Source organism: Streptomyces uncialis, assembly GCF_036250755.1.
GTDB classification, from domain to species: Bacteria; Actinomycetota; Actinomycetes; order Streptomycetales; family Streptomycetaceae; genus Streptomyces; species Streptomyces uncialis.
In genome coordinates, this window is record NZ_CP109583.1 from 8,432,009 (window position 1) to 8,452,071 (window position 20,063).

10 protein-coding genes are annotated in these 20,063 nt (G+C 74.7%); 3 read left to right on the forward strand and 7 right to left on the reverse strand.

The genetic code is table 11. The features are described from left to right. Positions 1 to 45 precede the first annotated feature (45 nt). The 3 genes from OG711_RS35410 to OG711_RS35420 are packed head-to-tail and all read left to right on the forward strand — an operon-like array spanning position 46 to position 4,579. Positions 46 to 1,818, forward strand: coding sequence for an ABC transporter ATP-binding protein (locus OG711_RS35410; protein ID WP_329562770.1), 1,773 nt, complete (start codon positions 46 to 48; stop codon positions 1,816 to 1,818). Continuing rightward, complete coding sequence (locus OG711_RS35415; RefSeq protein WP_329562772.1) at positions 1,815 to 3,557, forward strand: ABC transporter ATP-binding protein; 1,743 nt, start codon at positions 1,815 to 1,817, stop codon at positions 3,555 to 3,557. Before OG711_RS35410 ends, OG711_RS35415 begins: the two co-directional genes overlap by 4 nt. Beyond that, positions 3,554 to 4,579 (forward strand): TetR/AcrR family transcriptional regulator, encoded by a 1,026-nt coding sequence (locus OG711_RS35420; RefSeq protein WP_329562774.1) that lies wholly within the window; start codon positions 3,554 to 3,556, stop codon positions 4,577 to 4,579. Before OG711_RS35415 ends, OG711_RS35420 begins: the two co-directional genes overlap by 4 nt. A 206-nt stretch (positions 4,580 to 4,785) precedes the next feature. Here the strand turns inward: OG711_RS35420 and OG711_RS35425 are convergent, their stop codons facing one another. From OG711_RS35425 to OG711_RS35455, 7 genes are read right to left on the reverse strand one after another with little or no spacing between them, the layout of a single operon-like run. Then, positions 4,786 to 6,417, reverse strand: a complete 1,632-nt coding sequence (locus tag OG711_RS35425) for a salicylate synthase (RefSeq protein WP_329562776.1) — start codon at positions 6,415 to 6,417, stop codon at positions 4,786 to 4,788. After that, positions 6,414 to 8,105, reverse strand: a complete 1,692-nt coding sequence (locus OG711_RS35430) for a (2,3-dihydroxybenzoyl)adenylate synthase (RefSeq protein WP_329562777.1) — start codon at positions 8,103 to 8,105, stop codon at positions 6,414 to 6,416. Before OG711_RS35430 ends, OG711_RS35425 begins: the two co-directional genes overlap by 4 nt. A gap of 59 nt (positions 8,106 to 8,164) precedes the next feature. After that, positions 8,165 to 9,184, reverse strand: a complete 1,020-nt coding sequence (locus OG711_RS35435; RefSeq protein ID WP_329562779.1) for a methyltransferase — start codon at positions 9,182 to 9,184, stop codon at positions 8,165 to 8,167. Continuing rightward, on the reverse strand, positions 9,181 to 12,375 hold the full coding sequence (locus OG711_RS35440; protein WP_329562780.1) for a type I polyketide synthase: 3,195 nt from the start codon (positions 12,373 to 12,375) through the stop codon (positions 9,181 to 9,183). Before OG711_RS35440 ends, OG711_RS35435 begins: the two co-directional genes overlap by 4 nt. Continuing rightward, positions 12,368 to 15,721: a non-ribosomal peptide synthetase gene (locus OG711_RS35445; protein ID WP_329562782.1), complete on the reverse strand. Its 3,354-nt coding sequence runs from the start codon at positions 15,719 to 15,721 to the stop codon at positions 12,368 to 12,370. Before OG711_RS35445 ends, OG711_RS35440 begins: the two co-directional genes overlap by 8 nt. 56 nt (positions 15,722 to 15,777) lie before the next feature. Further along, positions 15,778 to 19,044, reverse strand: a complete 3,267-nt coding sequence (locus OG711_RS35450) for a non-ribosomal peptide synthetase (protein WP_329562783.1) — start codon at positions 19,042 to 19,044, stop codon at positions 15,778 to 15,780. Beyond that, positions 19,041 to 20,033 carry a YqcI/YcgG family protein gene (locus tag OG711_RS35455; RefSeq protein WP_329562785.1) on the reverse strand — a complete coding sequence of 331 codons (993 nt, stop codon included), beginning with the start codon at positions 20,031 to 20,033 and terminating at the stop codon, positions 19,041 to 19,043. Before OG711_RS35455 ends, OG711_RS35450 begins: the two co-directional genes overlap by 4 nt. Between the last annotated feature and the right edge of the window lie 30 nt (positions 20,034 to 20,063).

The window sequence follows — 20,063 nt, forward strand, 5'->3', positions numbered from 1 at the left end:
GCGATCGCCCCGCACCGCTCGTACCCGCCCTTCTGGAGCACCCTGATGTCCGATCAGCCTGGCGGTCCACCCGCCACCCTCGGGGAGCTCCTCGCCCCGGTACGGCCGAGGATCGTCACCGCCACGGCCCTGTCCGTGCTGGCCGCGCTGGCGGGCCTGGTGCCCTTCGCGGCGGTGTATCCGCTGGCCCTGGAACTGAGCGAGGCGGCGCCCGACCGCGCCACCGTGTGGACCGTCGTCGCGGTCACCCTGGGCGCGGTGGCCGTCCAGTTCCTGTGCAACGGGGCGGCCGTCGCGATCTCGCACCGCGCCGACACCACCCTCCAGACCCTGCTGCGCCGGGCCATGGCCGAACGGCTCTCCAAGGCGCCGCTCGGCTGGATCGGCCGCCAGGGCAGCGGCAAGGTGAAGGCCACCCTCCAGGACGACGTGGAGGACATGCACTATCTGATCGCCCACGCGCTGCCCGATCTCGCGGTCGCCGTGGCCGCCCCGATCGCGGCCGCGCTCTGCCTCGCCACGGTCGACTGGCGGCTGACCCTGGTCTGTCTGATCGGCATCCCGCTCTACTACGCCGGATACCGGGCCGCGACCCGGGCGGCCGGCTCCCGGATGGGTGCCATCGGCGCCGCGATGGGCCGGCTGAACTCCGCCGTCGTGGAGTTCGTGCAGGGCATCGCCGTGGTCAAGGCGTTCGGGCAGGCCCACCGGGCGCACGCCCGGTTCGCCACCGCCGCCGACAACTACCTGGAGACCTTCAGCTCCGCGATGCGGCCCATCCTGCGCATCCAGTCGCTCAGCGGCGCCGTCGTCTCACCGGTCACCACCCTCCTGGTCGTCGCCCTCGCCGGAACCCTCTTCGTCGGCCAGGGCTGGACCGCCCCGATCGACCTCGTGCCGTTCCTCACCCTCGGCCTCGGTCTCACCGCGCCCGTCCTCACCCTGGGCCTCGCGGGCGGCACCCTGCGCACCGCGCGCGCCGCCGCCGGACGCGTCGGCGAACTCCTCGCCGTCGAACCGCTGCCCGAGACCGCCACCCCGCTGCGGCCCGACGGCCACCAGGTCGAGTTCAGGGATGTCACCTTCGGCTACGACAGTGCCGCCCCCGTACTGCGGGACATCAGCGCCGTCCTGCCCGAAGGCACCGTCACCGCGCTCGTCGGACCCTCCGGCGCGGGCAAGTCCACCCTCGCCGCTCTCGCCCTGCGGTTCGCGGACCCCCAGCGGGGCCAGGTCCTGATCGGCGGCACCGATGTCCGTGACATCCCGAGCGCCGACCTCTACCGCTACGTCGGCTTCGTCCTCCAGGACGCCCGTTTCCTGCGCGCCTCCGTCGCCGACAATCTGCGTCTCGCCGCACCCGACGCCACCGACACCGACCTCGCGCACGCGGCCCGCGCGGCCGGCGTCCACGAGCGCGTCCAGCAACTCCCGCGCGGCTACGACTCGGTGATCGGGGAGGACGCCCGGCTCTCCGGCGGCGAGACCCAGCGGCTCGCCATCGCCCGGGTGCTGCTCGCCGACACCCCCGTCGTCGTCCTGGACGAGGCCACCGCGCACGCCGACCCCGAGTCCGAGGCCGCCGTCCAGAAGGCCCTGTCCACCATGATCGCCGGACGTACCGTCCTGGTCATCGCCCACCGGCTGGGCAGCGTCGCCACCGCCGACCGGATCGTCGCCCTGGACGAGGGCCGCATCGCCGAACAGGGCACCCATGACGAACTCCTCGCCCTCGGCGGCCTGTACGCGCGGCTGTGGGCGACCGAACGGCAGCACATCGACGCGGCCGACGCCGCACGGACCGAGGTGGCGCGATGATCCGCAAGCTCTTCCAGGTCGCCGGACCCGAGAGCCGGGGCCCGATGACCGCGCAGTTCGTGGCGCTGATCGTCTACAGCGTCCTGCAAGGCGCCGCGTTCGTCCTCGTCGTCCCCCTGCTCGGCAGTCTCCTCGGTGACGATCCCGGCGACGCCTGGCCCTGGGCCGCCGCCCTCACCGTCGTCGCCCTGGCCACCGCCGTCGCCCACTACCTCCAGCAGATGATCGGCTTCCAGGTCGCGCTGGCCGTCTCGCACCGCCTCTACCACCGCCTCGGCGACCATGTGTCCACCCTGCCGCTCGGCTGGTTCTCCGGCGAACAGGTCGGCAGGCTCGCACAGTTGGCGTCACGCGGCGTTCCGCAGGTGCGCGGGTTGCTGGCCCATCTGCTGCAACCCCTGCTGTCCGCCGTCCTGACCCCGCTGACCGTGATCGTGGCGATGGTCTTCTACGACTGGCGGCTCGCCGTCGCCACCGCCGCCGGTGTCCCCGTGATGTACCTCGCCTACCGCTGGGCCGTCGGCGCCACCGCCCGCGCCGACGAGGCCGTCGACGCCGCCGCCGCGGCGGCCAACGAACGCGTCGTCGAGTACGTCCGCGCCCAGCCCGTCCTGCGGACCACCGGCGGCGGCGCCCGCGGCCGCGCGCTGCTGGAACGCTCCCTCACCGAACAGGACGCCGCCGCGCGGGCCCAGACCGCCCGGACCGCGCCCGGCCGCACCGCCTTCAGCGCGGTGGTCCTGCTCGCCGTCGCCTCGGTGATCGTGACCGGCGCCGCGCTCGGACTGCGCGGCGGCGCCGACATCGCCGAACTCGTCGCCACCCTGGTCCTCGTCGTACGGTTCGCCGAACCCGTCTCCGGCATGGCCGAACTCGGCGCCGGCCTGCGTGCCGCGAGCGGCGCGCTCGACCGGATCGACGCCGTCCTGTCCACCGCGCCCCTCCCCGAGCCCACCACCCCCGGCCCCGGCCCCGCCGACTCCTCCGTCACCCTGCGGGACGTCCGCTTCGGCTACGACGACGGTGTCCCCGTCCTCGACGGGGTGAACCTGGAACTGCCCGCCCGCACCACCACCGCCGTGGTCGGACCCTCCGGCTCCGGCAAGACCAGCCTCATCCGGCTCCTCGCCCGCTTCTGGGACACCGGCACCGGAGCCGTGCTGCTCGGCGGCGTCGACGTCCGCGACCTGACCGGTGAGCAACTGCGCACCCAGGTCTCCCTGGTCTTCCAGGACGTGTACCTCTTCGACGCCACCATCCGGGAGAACATCGCCGTCGGCCGGCCCGACGCCGACGACATGCGGATCGCGGAAGCCGCCCGGCTGGCCGGGGTCGACGAGATCGTGGCCCGGCTGCCCCAGGGCTGGGACACCCCCGTCGGCGAGGGCGGCACCGCGCTGTCCGGCGGCGAACGCCAGCGGGTCTCCCTCGCCCGCGCCCTGCTGAAGGACGCGCCCGTGCTGCTCCTCGACGAGGCGACCTCGTCACTGGATCCCGCCAACGAGGCCGCCGTGCAGCACACCCTTGACGCCCTCACCGGACGCCGCACCCTGGTCGTCGTCGCACACCGGCTCCAGACCGTGGTCCGCGCCGACCGGATCGTCTTCCTCGACGGCGGACGGATCACGGAGAGCGGCACCCATGAGGAACTGCTGGCCCTCGGCGGGCGCTACGCCGACTTCTGGCGGGAGCGCGGCAGCGCCCAGGGCTGGCAGCTCGCCCGGCAGGTGACACGGTGACAGCGGCCCGGGGCCGCCCGGGGCGGCGCCCTCTGGTCGACCGCGACTCCGTCCTCGCGGCCGTCGTCGAACAGGGCTTCGGCACCGTCACGGTCAGCTCGGTCGCCCAGCGGCTCGGTATCCGGCCGTCCACCCTGTACCGCTACTTCGCCAACCGCGACGAGATGGTGGCCGCCGCCGTCGAAACCTGCTTCGCCCGTGTCCCGCAGCAGGCCGAAGGGCACGGCTGGCGCGCCCGGCTGGCCTCCGGGGCCTGGGGACTGTGGGGTGTGTACGCCGCGCATCCCGGTCTCGCCGAGGCGGTCGTCGTCCAGCCCACCTCGCCCCCGGCGCTCGCCATCCGGATGGACCGGATGGCGGTGCGGCTGCTGGAGAGCGGATTCCAGCCCATCGACGCGGTCCTCGCGGTGGACGTCATCGGTGAACTGGCCCTCGACACCTTCCTGCTGGGACGTATCACCACGGGCCCCCGGGCCGACGGCACCGGCGCGCTCACCGCCCGCCGCGGCCGGATCGAGGCGGCGACCCCGCTGCTGGACCCCCGGCTGCGCGGACCCATCGAGCACGCGGTCGTCTGCTCCCCGCGCGCCTGGTTCGGACGCAAGCTCGACCTGGTGCTCGACGGCCTGACCGACCGCGCCCCCGCCCCCGGCGCCCCGGCCTCCGACACCCCGGTCCTCGCGAAACCGGTCCCCGGCACCCACGTCCCCGCGACCCCGGCCACCTACGAACCGGCCTGCGACACCCACGCCCCCGAGACCCGCGTGCCCGAGACCCAGGCACCTGGTACCCCGCCCACCGGGGAATCCGCCTCCTCCCAGCCGGACGCCTCCGGTACGGACGCCACCGGTACCGCCACGACCGGTACCGCCACGACCGGCACCGCCACGACCGGTACGAGCGCCGCCGGCAAGGCCACCCCCGCCAAGGCCACCCCCGCCACAGCCGCCCCCGTCACAGCCACCGGTACGGACGCCACCGCCCCCGGCGTCCCGGACCAGGCCGCACCACCACCGAGATGACCATCACCGGGGCGGGTACGGGTGGGGCCGGCCCGACCCCGAGCGGGCCGGACACGGGAGTGGCGACTGGGCTGCGCACACTCCCGGGTCCGGCCGGTCCGATGGCCCGGCGCGATCGCCGCGCCGGGCCATCGGCACCACCTGGGCGGTTCGGCATCACCTGGGCGGTGCGGCACGAGTCGGGCCGTCCGGCGCCACCTGGGCGGTCAGACCGCCGACCGTGGCGTGCCACCGTCCCGCTGCGCCCGTACCAGTTCCCCCCAGGCGGCCAGCGTGGGCTCCAGGGCCAGGTCCGCCACCTTCAGCCGTACCCCGAAGGCGCTCCACTTGCTGGCGACCGTCATCAGGCCCACCGAGTCGAGCCCCTGCGCGATCAACGACCGTTCGTCATCGACCAGTTCGACGGGGCAGCGCAGCGCCTCCGCGATGTCCGCCCGCATCCGCTCGACGCTCAGCCCCGTGTCCCGGTCCGCCCGGTCCGGTGCCGCCGCGTCCACGCCGGGTGCCTGGGCCGCCACCACGCTCAAGGACACACTGCGCAGCTTCTCGCAGGTCTCCGTGAACTCCCGCTCCGGCAGCGACTGCCCGACGATCCCGGCCCCCGCCCGCAGCCAGGTGCGCTCCCCCCGCTGATACACGGACCGCAGCACCAGCGCCACGTCGAACGACCCGTCCTGGTCGACGGTGAGCACCGCGCCGCCGTACAGCCCCCGGGGATCGCGCTCCAGCCGCCGGATGCAGACGTTGGCCGCGGACTTGGGCACCCCGGACACCGTGACCGCGGGGAACAGCGACGCGAGGGCGTCCCAGCCGTCGCGGCCCGGGGCGAGCGTCCCCGCCAGCTCCGAGGCGAGGTGCTGCGCCGTGCCGCGAGGCTTGACCGACATGTAGTCGTGCACCGCCACCGAGCCGGGGACACAGATGTCCGCCAGCTCGCCGAACGACGTACGGACCGTCACCGCGTGCTCGTAGAACTCCTTCGGGTCCGCGAGCAGTTCCCGGCGCAGCCGGTCGTCCTCGCCCGCCTCCCCGGTCAGCGCCCGGGTCCCGGCCAGCGGCTGGGTCCGCACCCGTCCGCCGGGGTCGACGGCCAGCACGATCTCCGGACTGAACCCGGCGGCCCGCAGTCCGTCCAGACCCAGCAGGAACGAACGGGCGGGGGTGTTGCGGGAGCGGCCCAGCAGATAGGTGCGGGCGATGTCCACCGGCTCCCGGACCGGCACCGAACGCGACAGGATCACCTTGCGGGGGCTGCCGTCCCGGCCCTCCCGGATCTCCTGCGCCGCGCTGGAGACCGCCTTGAGGTACAGCTCGGAGTCCTCGCCCGCCAGATCCACCGGCACCGTACGGCCGACCTCGATCGCGGTCGGGTCGAGGGCCGCCGCCGTGCGCTCGGCCGCCTCGGGGTCCAGGGCCCGGATCACGGCCGTGCCGTCCGTGATCCGGGTCTCCACCGCCGGGACGATAAGCCGCAACAGCACCTGGTCGCGTGGGAGTTCAGCCAGTGACGGCGTACCCGCGTAGGCCAGTTCGAAGGCGGCCGTGCCGTAGGCGCGCCAGTCCTCGAACGGCAGCCCGGCCAGCAACTGCCTTACGACCGGCCCGGGATGTCCTTCCCAGGGCGCGGTGCGCTCCCCGTCCGGCGCGCTCAGCCGCACCTCGGCCGGGGTGACCGTCAGCTCGGCCGCCGCGCCCACCGCGACGGACCAGGTCCCGTGCCGCTCGTACAGCACATGGGGGGTGTCCGCGGCCCGCATCGCGAGGCGGACGGCGACCGTCAGCGGATCACCGGGCACAGGTGTCGAGAGGGTGTGGTAAAGCCGCGGGGATGATGTCATGCGGGACTCCGTCGCTCGGCCTTCGAGGGGGGCTGGTGCGGTCGGTGCGTGGTGCGGGACCGTTCGGCGGCCCGCGCGGTCAGGGCCCGCCGGTCGACCTTGCCGACCCCGGTGACGGGCCAGCCGCCGGCGGTCTCCACCTGGTCGGGCCGTTTGAACGCGGCCAGTCCCGCGGCCCGCAGATGGTCGGCCAGGACCGGCGCGGTCAGCGCCGCCGGATCGGTGCCCGGGGCGGGCCGTACCCAGGCGCACACCCGTTCCCCGAGCACGTCGTCGGGGACCCCGACCACCACCACCGCGTCCACCGCCGGATGGCTCAGGAGATGCGTCTCCACCTCCTCCGGGGACACCTTCTCCCCGCCGCGGTTGATCTGCTCCTTGACCCGGCCCTCGACGACGAGGTCGCCCGCCGCCGTGCGCCGCACCAGATCACCGGAGCGGTAGTGGCCGTCGGGCGTGAACGCGACGGCGTTGTGCGCCTCGGCTCGGTAGTAGCCGCGCAGGGTGTACGGGCCCCGGGTGAGCAGTTCGCCGGTGGTCCCGTCGGGCACCGGGGCGCCGTCCTCCCCGACGACGAGGATCTCGTCGTCGGGCGAGACGGGGCGCCCCTGGGTCGTGGCCACGACCTCCGGCGGGTCGTCGGCACGGGTGGCGCACAGCAGCCCCTCCGCCATGCCGAAGACCTGTTGCAGCCCGCAGCCCAGCGCGCCGGGCAGTGCACGGGCCGTCGCCTCCGGCAGCCGGGCGCCGCCGACCTGCACCAGCCGCAGACTGCCCAGATCCGCCGGGACCCAGGCGGCGGCCTTCGTCCACAGCGCCGCCAGCGGCGGCACCAGCGCGGTCACGGTCACCCGCTCCCGTTCGATCAGCGGGAAGACCTCCGGCGGACTCGCGACCTCGGTGAGCACGGTCCGGCTGCCCGCGACGATCGCGCCGAGCAGCCCCGGGCACGCCAGCGGAAAGTTGTGGCCGACCGGCAGCACCGCCAGATATGTGTCGTCGGGCGTCAGCCCGCACCACGCGGCCATGGTGCGCGCGTTGTACGCGTAGTCGTCATGGGTGCGCGGGATCAGCTTCGGCAGCCCCGTGGAACCGCCGGACAGCAGCAGCAGCGCGGGCCCCGAGGGGTCGGGGTCCGGCCCGGCCAGCGGCTCGTGCGCGGTGAGCGAGCCGAACGGCACCTCGCCGGGGCCCGCCTCCCCGACGGTCACCAGATGCCGCACCGAGGGACACGCCTCGTGCAGCCCCTCGGTGACCGGCGGACCGTCCGGGGCCCGCGCACCGCCCGTACCCACATAGGCGACGGCCCCGGACAGCTCGCTCAGATACCGGATCTCGGTCCGGCCGTGCGCGGGCAGCGCGAGGACCGGCAGCGCGCCGAGCCGGAACAGCGCGAAGCACAGCACCGCGAACTCCGTCCGGTTCGGCAGATGCACCACCACCCGGTCGCCCGGCGCGACACCGAGCGAGCGCAGTCCGGCGGCGGTCCGGTCGGCCGCGTCGTCCAGCGCGGTGAACGACCAGCGGCTGTGCTCGTCGGCCACCGCGATCCGCTCGCCGTGCGCCCCGGCCGCCTCGCGCAGCAGCCCGCCCAGCGGGACACCGCGCCAGTGGCCCGCCGCGCGGTACCGCTCGGCGAAGCCGGCCGGCCAGGGAACGAATCCTTCGGCCACGGTGCTGTTCGGCATCGCTGCTCCTTCCACCGGTGTCTGATGTGCGGGGCCTGTCATGGCGCAGGGGCCGGGGATCAGACCGGCCGGGCCTCGACCAGGGACTCGCTGTCGGGCCGCAGATCCGTGCGGGACAGCTCAAGACCGGCCCGCGCGAAGAGTTCGCGGTACTGCTCCGGGGTACGCAGCCGCGCCTGGAGCAGGACGAACATGTACAGGTCCAGCGCCCGTACGTAGTGCGTGCGGTCCTCGCCGGTCGGCATATGGCCGACGATCACGAGACGGGACGTCGGCCGCATCACCGCGCGCACGGCCCGCAGGATGCGTACCGAGTCCTCGTCGTTCCAGTTGCCGATCACCCGGCTCAGCAGATAGACGTCGCCGCCCTCGGGAACCCCGTCGAAGAAGCTGCCGGCCGTGACGGTGGCCCGGGCGGAGACCCCCGCGTCGGCGAGCACCTTCGCCGCGCCGGTCACCGCGCCCGGCAGGTCGAACACCGTCCCGGTCAGCCCGGGACGCGCGGTCAGCAGCTGGGCGAGCATCGCGCCCCGGCCGCCGCCGACGTCCACGACATGCGCGTCGTCGGGGAAGGCGTAGGCCGAGCTGACGGTGTGCGCGGCGGCGGACTCGGCCATCGCCCGGTGGAACACCCCGGAGAACTCGGCGTTCTCCCCGTCCCCCATGTGCGACCACAGGGAGCGGCCGAACGCCGCGTCGAAGGCGGGCGTGCCGGTGCGCGCGGTGTGGGACGCGTTCGCCCAGGTCCGGGCGAACTCCTCCATCCCGGTGAGGCGGCACATCTCGCGCATGCTCGTCGGATGGTCGGAGCGCAGCACGGCGCCTACCTCGGTGAGCGCGAACCGGCCGTCGGGCCGGGCGAGCACCACCCCGGCGGTGGCGGCGGCGTACAGGAAGCGCTCCAGCGCGTCGGGGTCCGTGCCGCTGCCCTCGGCCAGTTCGGCGGTGGTCCGCGGCTCGTCGAGCAGATCGGCGACGCCCAGTTCGGCGAGGGCCGACACGGCGGCGGAGACCCAGCCCGCGGAGATGATCTCGATCAGACGCAGTCGGGGCGGGAGGGCGGGGGTTTCCTGGCTCATTCTTCGTCCTGTCCGTTCGGAGGAGCTGCTGTTGATGCTGCTGCTGAAGGGTCGGGGGAAGGGGCGGGCGAGAGGGTGGGGGAGTCGGCGGGGGACGACTGACCGGCAGCCGCTCCGGCGGGCGTCCCGGCGTCAGCGGGCCCGGTCCCGGTGGGCCCGGTCCGGTTGTGCTCGGCGGCCTCGGCGGCCTCGGCGAGGAATCCGGCCACGGTGAGCCGGTCGCCCACGTACAGACGGCGTACCGACAGGTCGACGCCCAGGGCGTCCCGTACCTGCCCGGTCAGCCGCATCAGCAGCATCGAGTCGCCGCCGAGGTCGAAGAAGTTCTGGTCGGGCGCGATACCGGTGACGCCCAGCGACTCCTCCCAGAGCCGGGTCACCCGCCCCAGCGGGCTGTCGTCCGGCGGACCGGACCGGGATCGCGTGCCGACCGCCGCCACCGGCGGCGAGCCGCCGTCCGCCGGGGTGTACGACGGCACCGGGCCGCCGCTGACCGGGCCCCCGCCCGGCGGGTCGATCCAGAACCGGGAGCGGGCGAACGGATATCCGGGCAGCGGGACCCGGCGCGGACGGGTCCCGCGCCACAGGGCCGGCAGATCCGGCTCGGCGCCCGCGCACCACAGCGCGCCCAGCGCGCCCAGCAGGAACGACCCGTCGTCCTGCTCGGCGTAGGCGTGCCGCAGCGCGGCCACCACCGGGACCCGCGGACCCAGTACGGTCCGGGCGAGCTTGCCGAGCCCGCCGCCCGGACCGGCCTCCAGCAGCACCGGCGGCCGGGCCGCGTCGCCCAGGGTCCGCAGCGCGTCCGCGAACCGCACGGTCCGCCTGCTGTGCCGCACCCAGTACTCGGGGTCGGTGGCCTCCTCCTCGGTGATCCAGGTGCCGGTGACGTTCGACAGGTACGGGACCCGGGGCTTGCTCAGCCGGATGCCCGCCACCAGGTCCCGGAACTCGGGGAGCACCGGGTCCAGGACGGGGGAGTGCACGGCCACCGGCACCCGCAGCCGGTGATGGTCCACCCCGGCGGCGGCCAGCCGGGCCTCCAGCGCGATCACCGCGTCGGTCCGCCCGGAGACCGTGCAGGCGTCCGGGCCGTTGACCGCGGCCACCGCGAGGCCCGGCGCGAGGAACGGCGTCACCGCGTCCTCGCCCCGCCGCACGCTCAGACTGGTCCCGCCGACCGAGGCGAACAGCCGCTCCCGCTCCGCGACCAGCGGCAGTACGTCCTCCAGGGCGATCACCCCGGCCAGGCAGGCGGCCGTGTACTCGCCGAGGCTGTGCCCGAGCAGCGCCACCGGGGTCACGCCGTAACGCTGTTCCAGCACCCGGGCCAGCGCGTACTCGGTGGCCACCAGCGCCGGGAACGACGCCGCGCGGTGACCGGTGGCGGTCCCGTCGAGCAGGGCGGTGTGCTCGCCCCCGTCCCGGGAGGCGGCGGCCTCCGCCAGGAGCGCGTCCCTGATGTCCCGGCCCAGCACCGGCCGCAGGATCCCGGCGCACCGGTCGATCGTCTCCCGGTACACGGGCTCGGTCGCGTACAGACCCCGGCCCATCCCGTCGTAGTGGACACCGCCGCCCGGCAGCAGCAGCGCCACCGGCCGCTGCCGCGCCGGTTCCGCGGCGGCCCCGATGGTCTCCCGCAGCCGCTCGGCGGCCTCGTCCGCGGACCGTACGACCAAGGCGCGGCGGTAGGGGTGCGCGGTGCGGCCGGCGGCGAGGGTGTGGCCGATGTCGTCGAGCCGCGGCGCCGGTCCGGCCGCCAGCCGCTCGCCCAGCAGACGGGCCGTCTCGTCCAGCGCGGCGGGGGTGCGCGCCGAGATCGTCAGCAGTGTGTGCTCCCGGCCGGGCGCGGACGGCGGCGCGGACGGCGGCTGCTCCAGGACGACATGGGCGTTGGTGCCGCCGATCCCGAAGGAACTGACACCCGCGCGCCGCGGGCCGGGCACCCGCCACGGACGGGCCGTCACCGCGGGCTCGAAGGGACTCGCCGCCCAGTCGAACAGCTCGGTCGGCTCGTCCAGGTGCAGGGTGGGCGGGATCGTGCCGTGCTCCAGCGCCAGCACCGTCTTGATCAGCCCCGCCACGCCCGCCGCCGCGTCGAGATGACCGATGTTGGTCTTCACCGACCCGATCGCGCAGCCCCCCGGATGGCCGCCCGCCCGCTCGAACGCGTCGTGCAGCGCGGTCAGTTCGATCGGGTCGCCGACCGGGGTGCCCGTACCGTGCGCCTCGACGTACCCGATGGACGCCGGGGACACCCCGGCCTCCAGCAGCGCCGACACGATCACCTCCGTCTGCCCGGTGGTGCTCGGCGCGGTGAACCCGATCTTGCGGTCGCCGTCGTTGTTCACGGCGGAACCGAGGACGACCGCCCGGACGGTGTCCCCGTCGGCCAGCGCGTCCGCGAGCCGCTTGAGCACCACGACCCCCGCGCCGTCCCCTTGCAGCATCCCGGCGGCCCGCCGGTCGAAGGCGCGGACCTTGCCGTCCGGCGAGTACGGGCCGTCCTGGACGTAGCGGTAGCCGAGCCGGGCGTGCGGATTGAGCGCCACCCCGCCCGCGAGCGCCAGATCGCAGCGCTGCGCCAGCAGGTCCTGGCAGGCGAGGTGCACCGCCACCAGCGACGTCGAACAGGCCGTCGCCACGCTGATGCTGGGGCCCGTGAGCCCCATCAGGTACGAGACGCGGGTGGGCAGGGTGCCCGCCGAGTTGGCGGACAGCGCGGCCGTGTGGTCGAGCGAACCGGGGCGGCCCGCGTACCAGGGCGCCAGGTTCGTGGTGAAGTACCGGCTCGGTCCGGAACCGGCGTAGACACCGACCGCCCCGGGATGTCCGCCCGGCGGATAGCCGCTGTCCTCGAACGCGTGATGGGCGACCTCCAGGAACATCCGCTGCTGCGGGTCCAGCAGCGCGGCCTCCGCCGGGGAGTAGCCGAAGAACTCCGCGTCGAACCGGTCCAGTCCGGCGATCTCCGCGACGGCCCGCACATGGTAGGGGTCGTCGAGCAGCGCCGGATCACCCCCGGCGGCCAGATGCTGCGCCTCGTCGAGGACCGTGATCCCCTCGTCGCCCGCCAGCAGCGACCGCCACAGTTCGCCCGTGCCGTCCGCGCCGGGGAACCGCCCCGCCAGCCCGATGACGGCCACACTGAACCGCGGGTCGGGCCCCTCGTCGTCGTGCCGCTCAGTCATCCGGCCGTCCCTCCCTGGCGCGGGTCCGGCGTGCGGCCCCCGCTGACCGTGCCGCCCGCCGACGGCGGGCCAGCTCCTCGTCCCGTTCCCGTACCGCCCGGTCCACGCCGCCGGACCCGCTGTCACCGGAGGCCGCGGCGAGCAGCGCCGCCAGATCGGCGACCGTCGGACGGGAGAACAGGTCCACCACCCGTACCCGGTGCCCCAGCTCCGCCTCCAGCGCGGCCTGCACCCGCAGGGTCAGCAGCGAATGCCCGCCCAGATCGAAGAAGTTGTCCCGGGCGCCGACCTCCGGCACCCCGAGCACCCGTGCCCAGACCGCCGCCACCGCCTGCTCCAGCCCCTCCCGGGGGCGGACGTACGGCGCCACGACCGGGGCCGCCGCGGGCAGCGAGGCGAGCGCCGCCCGGTCCGCCTTGCCCGACGGCATCAGCGGCAACTCGGCCAGCACCTGCGCGGAGTGCGGCACCGCGTACTCCGGCAGCCGCTCCGCCGCCCACACCCGCAGCTCCTGCTCACCGGGCGCGGGCCGGTCCGGTGCCGCCAGGCAGTACGCCGCCAGGTGCTGGGTGCCCGGGGTGTCCTCCCGGACCAGGACCACCGCTTGGCGCACCGCCGGATGGCGGCCGAGCACCGACTCCACCTCCTCCAGCTCGATCCGGTAGCCGCGGATCTTCACCTGATGGTCCGCGCGGCCCAGGAACTCGATCACCCCGTCGTGCCGGAAGCGGCCCAGGTCCCCGGTGGCGTACAGCCGCGCCCCGGGAACGCCGCCGAACGGATCGGGCACGAACCGGTCCGCCGTCCGCAGCGGATCACCGAGATAGCCCTCGGCGACCTGCACCCCGCCCACATGGATCTCCCCCGGGACACCGGGCGGTACGGGCCGCTGACCGGGCGCCAGCACATACATCCGCACATTCGGGTTGGGCCGCCCGATGGTGATCCCGGTCCGGGCGTCCGCCCCCCGGTACACCTCGCAGCTGACCCCGATGGTGGTCTCGGCGGGCCCGTAGCCGTGGTACATCGTGCTGTCGGGCAGCCGGGTCCGGAACCGGTCGAACAGCTCCGGGGTCAGCACCTCGCCGCCGCACCACACATGACGCAGCGTCCGCGCGGCCCGCCCGGTGTCCGGCCGGACCAGCATCGCGTCGAGCATCGTGGACGTCACATAGACGAAGCTGACGCCCTCGTCGGCGATCAGCCCGATCAGCCGGTCCGGGTCCTTGTCCGCGCCGGGCGGCGCCAGCACGAGCCGCGCCCCGCAGACGAGCGGCAGGAAGATCTCGTTGACGGAGATGTCGAAGCCCAGCGGCGCCTTGTGCAGCACCGCGTCACCCGGCCCCAGCCCCAGCAGCTCCGCCTGCCACGGCAGCCGGTTGCAGATCCCCCGGTGCCCCAGCATCGCGCCCTTCGGCGACCCGGTGGAGCCCGAGGTGTAGATGACGTACGCCAGATCGTCCGCGGTGACGGTGGCGGCCGGTCCCCGGGGGACGGAGCCGCCGGGCTCCGCCGACGGGTCCACCGCGGGCACCGGACCCCAGCCGTCGGCGTCCCGGGACAGCACGGCCACCGGCGACGCGTTCCTCACCACCTCCTCGACCCGGCGCGGCGGCCACGACGGCTCCAGCGGGACGAACGCCGCACCCGACTTGAGCACCGCGAGCAGCCCCACCACCAGATCCGCCGACCGCTCCAGATGGATACCGACCAGCCGCCCGGCCGTGGCGCCCAGCGCGCCGAGCCGGGCCGCGAGCCGGTCGGCCGCCGCGTCCAGCTCCGCGTACGACCACCGCACCCCGTCGGCCACCAGCGCCTGCGCGTCCGGTGAACGGCGCACCTGGTCCTCGACCAGACCGTGCAGGGTCGCGGGCGCCAGCAGCTCCGGACGGTCGGTGTCGTTCCACTCCACCAGGACCTTGTGCCGCTCCCCGGGGAGCAGGAACGGCAGCTCCGCGACGGGCCGCCCCGGGTCCGCCACCGCACCGGCCAGCAGGGTCTCCAGATGCGCGAGCAGCGCCCCGGCGGTGGTGCCGGTGTACAACTCGGTGCGGTACGTGGCACCGAGTACGGTGGTGCTTCCGTCGTCGACGGCCTCCACCGCCAGGTCGAAGCGGGCCGTGCCGTTGTGGACCTGCCGCTCCCGCACCTCGACACCCGGCAGCTCCAGCGCGCCCAGACCCGCCACCCGGCGCGAGAACATCGTGTCCGCCAGCGGATGGCGGCCCGCGCTGCGCTGCGGCCGGACCGCCTCCACCACCCGCTCGAACGGCACGTCCTGATGGGCGTACGCGGCCAGGCACTCCGCCTTCACCCGGCGCAGCACCGTCCGGAAGTCGTCGTCGGCGGACACCTCCGCCCGCAGCACCAGACTGTTGCCGAAGTTCCCCACGAGGTCCCGCAGCGAGGGGTCCTCCCGGTCGACGACCGGGGTGCACACCGCGAGATCGCTCTGCCCGGTGTACCGGTGCAGCAGCACCAGATATCCGGCGAACGCCACCATGAACGGGGTCGCCGCCTCCGCCCTCGCCAGCGCGCCCAGCCCCTTGTGGAGCGCGGCCGGCAGCGGACGCGTCACCCGCGCCCCGGCCGGTCCCGGCCGGGCCGGGCGCGGCAGATCCGGCATCGGCGCGGCGGGCACCGGGACGGGCGTCAGCCGCTCGCGCCAGAACGCCGTGCCGCTGTGCTCGCGGCGCTGTTCATGGACCGCGTGGTCCGCGTACTGCACCGGCAGCGGCTGTGCGGGCGGCGTCTCCCCGCGCAGCGCGGAACGGTAGCCCGCGGCGGCCCCGGCGAACAGCGGGGCCCAGCTCAGATCGTCGCAGGCGATGTGATGGAGCACCACGAGCAGCACATGACGCTCCGGGGCGAGCCGGTACAGCCGCAGCCGCAGCGGTGTCGCCACCGCCAGGTCGAAGGGCCGCGCCGCGTACGCCGACGCCGCCGCGTCGAGCGCGTCCGCGGTGACGTCCACCACCGAGAACGGCGGCGGCGCCGACACCAGGACATGCTGGAGCGGGGTGCCGTCCGGCCCCGGCCGGTACACCGTGCGCAGCACCTCGTGCCGCCGCGCGACCGCCGCGAACGAGGCCTCCAGCGCCGCCGGGTCCAGCGGCCCCGTCAGCTCGGCGGCGACCGCCAGGTTGTACGCGGGGCTGTCCGGCTGCGCGTGCTGGTGGAACCACATGCGGTACTGCGCCGACGACAGCACGGCCGGACCGTCGTCGCCGCGCCGCGGGATGCCGGACTCCGCCGGGGCGCCGCCCTCCCGCTCCAGCAGCAACCGGATCAGCCGTTGCTGCTCCGGCCCGAGACCACCGTCCCCGGCTCCGTCCTGTCCGCCCATGTCCGTCCGTCCCTCCGCTCGCCGTGCCGTCCGCCCGTCGCCGGGCCCCGATGCCGTCATGACCGCCCCAGTTCGTCGAGGGCGGCGGCCGTCTGCTCCGGGGACAGCGCGGACACCGTCCGGTGCAGCCGCGCGACCAGGTCGAGGCGGCCCGGCGCGGACTCCGCGCCGCGCAGGGCCTCGGCCATACCCGTGACCGTCAGCGTCTCGAACAGGGTCCGGGCGGTGAGCCGTTCGCCCGCGAAGATCCCGCGCAGCCGGGTGAGGATGCGGGCGCCGAGCAGCGAGTCGCCGCCCAGTGCGAAGAAGTCCTCGTCGGGCCCCACCCCGTCGACACCCAGCGCGCGCGACCACTCCTCGGCCAGCAGCAGCTCCAGCGGCCCGCCGGCCGGCCCGGCCGGTTGCGGCGGCCCGGCCGGTGGCCGCGCCGCCCGTCCGGCCGCCTCGGTCAGCGCCGCCCGGTCGACCTTGCCGTTGGCGGTCAGCGGGAACGCCGTGACGCGCAGGAACGCGGCCGGCACCATGTGCTCCGGCAGCCGCTCCCGCAGATGCGCCCGCAGCTCCCGGGGATCGGGGCCGCCGCCGGAGCCCAGCACATGGGCGGCCAGCGCCTTGTACCCGCGCCGTCCGCCGTCCGCCGGTACCCCGGTGACCACCGCCCGCGCCACCCCGGGGTGCAGCGCCAGCGCCGCCTCGACCTCGGCGGGCTCGATCCGCTGCCCGCGTACCTTCAGCTGGAGATCCGCCCGGCCCACGAACTCCAGTGCCCCGTCCGGCAGATACCGGCCCAGATCCCCGGTGCGGTACAGCCGCTCACCGGTGTCGGGATGGACGAGGAACGCCGCCGCGGTGCGCTCGGTGTCCCGCCAGTAGCCGCGGGCCAGCCCCACCCCCGACACATACATCTCCCCGGTGACCCCGTCGGGTCGGTCCCGCAGCCGCTCGTCCAGCAGGTGATAGGCGGTGTTGGCGATCGGCTTGCCGTACGGTACCCCGGGCACCGCCGGGTCCAGCGCGTCCACCGGGTGCCAGATGTTCCACAGCGTCGTCTCCGACGGACCCCCGACGCCCACCAGCCGCGCGTTCGGAGCCAGTTCGGCGAGGCTCCGCACCAACTCCGGCGGAATCCAGTCCCCTCCGGTGAACGCGAGCCGCAGTGAGGCCAGCGCCCCGGCCGCACCGGGGTCGTCCAGCATCATCTCCAGCATCGCCGGGACGCTGTTCCACAAGGTGACCCGGTGCCGGCGCAGCAGCTCCGCCCAGTGCGCCGGGTCACGCTCGGCGCCCGGATCGGGCAGTACCAGGGTGCCCCCGGCACCCAGCACCCCGAACAGGTCGAACGCCGACATGTCGTGGTGCAGCGCGGTCAGCCCCAGCACCGTGTCGTCCGGCCCGACCCCGAAGGTCTCCTCCGTCTCCCGCAGGGCGTTGACCATCCCCGCGTGCTCGACCATCACCCCCTTGGGCGTGCCCGTCGAACCCGACGTGAACAGCACGTACAACAGATCCCCGGGCCCCTGCGGCAACTCCTCCACCACCGGCACCGGTACGTCCGGCAGCTCCCCGTCGACCGCGACCGCCCGCACCCCCTCGGGCAGCCCGCCGTGCGGTCCGCCGCCCCGGACCAGCACGGTGTCCACCCCCGCGTCCGCCAGCACGGCCCGCAGCCGCACCTCGGGCATCGCCGGGTCCAGCGGCAGATACGCGGCGCCCGCCAGCAGCACCCCGTACACCGCGACCACCTGCTCCTGGCCCTTGTCCAGCAGCACCCCCACCACCGGCCCGGGCCCGCGGCCGCCGTCCGTGAGGAGGCTCGCGACCCCCGCCGCCCGCCGCGCCAGCCGCCCGTACCCGAGCTCCCCGGCGGACGTCACGACCGCCGTGCGTCCCGGGTCCTCGGCGGCACGCCGCAGGAACGCCGCGTGCGCCGGGACCGCGGGCAGCTCCCTCGGACGGCCCCGGACCGCCTCCCGCCGGGCACGCTGGTCCGGCGGCAGCACCTCCAGCCCGGTGGAGCGCCACCGGCTGTGCGCCAGCCGCTCCAGCAGCGCCCGGAACGCCTCGAACATGGCCTCCGGCATCCCCGCCGGGAACAGCTCGTCGACCGAGTCCCAGTTGTAGACCAGCCGTCCCTGCCGCTCGTCGAGCTGCACATCGAGGAAGACCTGAGGCGTCTGCGACACCCCGTGCACCTGGGTCCAGATCCGGTCCAGGGCGGTGCCCTCCGGGTCGGCCCAGGCCAGCGTGCTGGTCAGCACCACCGGCATCCGCGCCCGGTCCATGCTGTTGTGCAGCCGCGCCAGCTCCCGGAGCATCCACGCACCCGACACCTGATGATGGCTCAGGTCCTCCCACAACCGCCGCTGGATACGCAGCGCCCGCTCCTCGAAGGTGTCCCGCGCCCGGTTGTCGACCTCGACCAGCGAGAACGACGCGAACTCCCCGACCAGCCGCTCCACCCGCGGAAGCAACGGAAGCCGGTTCATCCGCGGCACATTGACCGTGAACCGGGCCTCCTCGCTCCAGGCCGCCAGCACCTCCGCGAACACGGCGAGCAGCAGGGCCGACGGGGTCAGCCCCGCGGACCTGGCCCGCGCGGTGAGCCGCGCCCAGTCCGCCCGAGGCAGCTCCGCCTCCCGCCGCACGAAACGCGACCGCGCCAGCTGTCCCGGGTCGGCGGCCAGCGGCAGCCGGGGCGGCGGCGGCAGCTCCGCGATCCGCTTGTGCCAGTACGCCTCCGCCTCCCGGTACTCCTCCCCGTCACGCAGCGCCCGTTCCGCCAGCACGTACTCACGGAACGAACCGCTGAGCGGCTCCAGCACGGCCCCGGGGTCCGTGTACAGCAGGGACAGCTCCCCGGACAGCACATGCCAGCTCGCGAAGTCGCAGACCAGCCCGTCGAAGCCGATGAACACCCGCACCAGGTCGTCCCGCAGCCGCGCCACGGTCACCCCGAACAGCGGCCACCGGTCGGCGGGCCGCACCTCGTGCGACAGCCGCTCACGCAACGCGGCCAGCTCCGCCTCGCGCGCCGCCACGGACAGCCGCCGCAGATCCACCACATCGGGCACGAAGGGCGGCGCGTCCGGCAGCACCCGCTGCTCCATGCTGTCCGGCAGCATCACGGCCCGCAGCATGTCGTGCCGTTCGACCAGCAGCCGCCAGGCGGTCGCGAACCGCTCCGGATCCAGATCGCCGTCGAACTCGAAGTACGCGTGGGTGGACACATTGCCCAGCGCGAACATGTCGCCCCGGCCCAGCAGATACGCCCGCTGCGTGTCGGTGAGCGGGAAGGGCGCGTACCGCTCGTCGTCGGTGCTCACCGCCGCTCCCCCCACAGTTCCGCGGCCCTGGCCAGGCACTGCGCGCGGGTCCCGGGCGGTCCCACGGCACTCCAGCCCGCGGGCGGACGCCGCCCGGACGGCCATACGGAGAACCGGCCGGCGTCGTTGCGCACCGCCTGATGGTCCGGGGTGTCCGGCCGCCGGGGAGCCCGCGCGGCCGGCCCGGGAAGCGTTCGCGCGGACAGGAAGGGACAGCGCTCCCACGCCTGCGGCGGGCCGTCGTCGGCATCAGGAAGGAAGTACTGCCGCCACTCGCGGTTGTCGGTGTCGCCGTAGCTGCCGAGCGCGGGGGAGGGCGGCACCGTGTCGTAGGCCCGCAGCCGGGCCCGGATCGTACGGCGGGCCGCGGCGCCCCGGGGGGAGTCGGCCTCCAGCCCCTCGAACACCCAGCGCGGCTGAAACGTGATCATGAAGTCCGCGGCATGCCGGCTGCGCCGCTCCCCGTGCGCCGGGGTGTTGCAGACGACGAAGATCGGCACCCCGCCGAAGGTGAACTCCCACAGCGGGTCGTCGGGGTCGGTCGGCAGCTCCGCGGGCCACGGACTGCTGTCCTTGTCCGCGAGATAGCCGAGCACGTCCCAGAACCGCTGCCGGAAGCCGTCCAGCGGCAGCGCGGCACCGCCGGGTTCGGGCCGGAAGAACACCACGAACGAGGTGTCCTTGCCGAGGGCCTGGTAGCCCTCCAGATAGCGGCGCAGCAGATCGGGCAGCGCCGCCCAGTCGCCGCGGTCCCCGGCGCCGTCGACGAAGCCGAACCGCAGGGTCCTCTTGCGTGCCGCGGCCACCGCGAAGGTGCAGGGGAAGGGGTGCTCCTGCGAGACCACGGTCGACAGCAGACCTTCCGCGCTCCGCGGGCCCCAGTGCGGTATTTCACCGATGGTGAGTTCGGGGAGCGTGGCGAGCAAGGAATCGCGTGCGTGCTGAAACTTGTTCTCCGGCTCGCTCTCCCGGATGTTTCCGGACTTCATTCCTGAATGGTTCGCGGGGGTGCTTGAGGG

Excerpts from the sequence above, each read along its gene's own strand:
- OG711_RS35410 (WP_329562770.1), top strand. The coding sequence starts at position 46 with ATGTCCGATCAGCCTGGCGGTCCACCCGCCACCCTCGGGGAGCTCCTC.
- OG711_RS35415 (WP_329562772.1), top strand. The coding sequence starts at position 1,815 with ATGATCCGCAAGCTCTTCCAGGTCGCCGGACCCGAGAGCCGGGGCCCG.
- OG711_RS35425 (WP_329562776.1), bottom strand. The coding sequence starts at position 6,417 with ATGACATCATCCCCGCGGCTTTACCACACCCTCTCGACACCTGTGCCC.
- OG711_RS35430 (WP_329562777.1), bottom strand. The coding sequence starts at position 8,105 with ATGCCGAACAGCACCGTGGCCGAAGGATTCGTTCCCTGGCCGGCCGGC.
- OG711_RS35435 (WP_329562779.1), bottom strand. The coding sequence starts at position 9,184 with ATGAGCCAGGAAACCCCCGCCCTCCCGCCCCGACTGCGTCTGATCGAG.
- OG711_RS35440 (WP_329562780.1), bottom strand. The coding sequence starts at position 12,375 with ATGACTGAGCGGCACGACGACGAGGGGCCCGACCCGCGGTTCAGTGTG.
- OG711_RS35445 (WP_329562782.1), bottom strand. The coding sequence starts at position 15,721 with ATGGGCGGACAGGACGGAGCCGGGGACGGTGGTCTCGGGCCGGAGCAG.
- OG711_RS35455 (WP_329562785.1), bottom strand. The coding sequence starts at position 20,033 with ATGAAGTCCGGAAACATCCGGGAGAGCGAGCCGGAGAACAAGTTTCAG.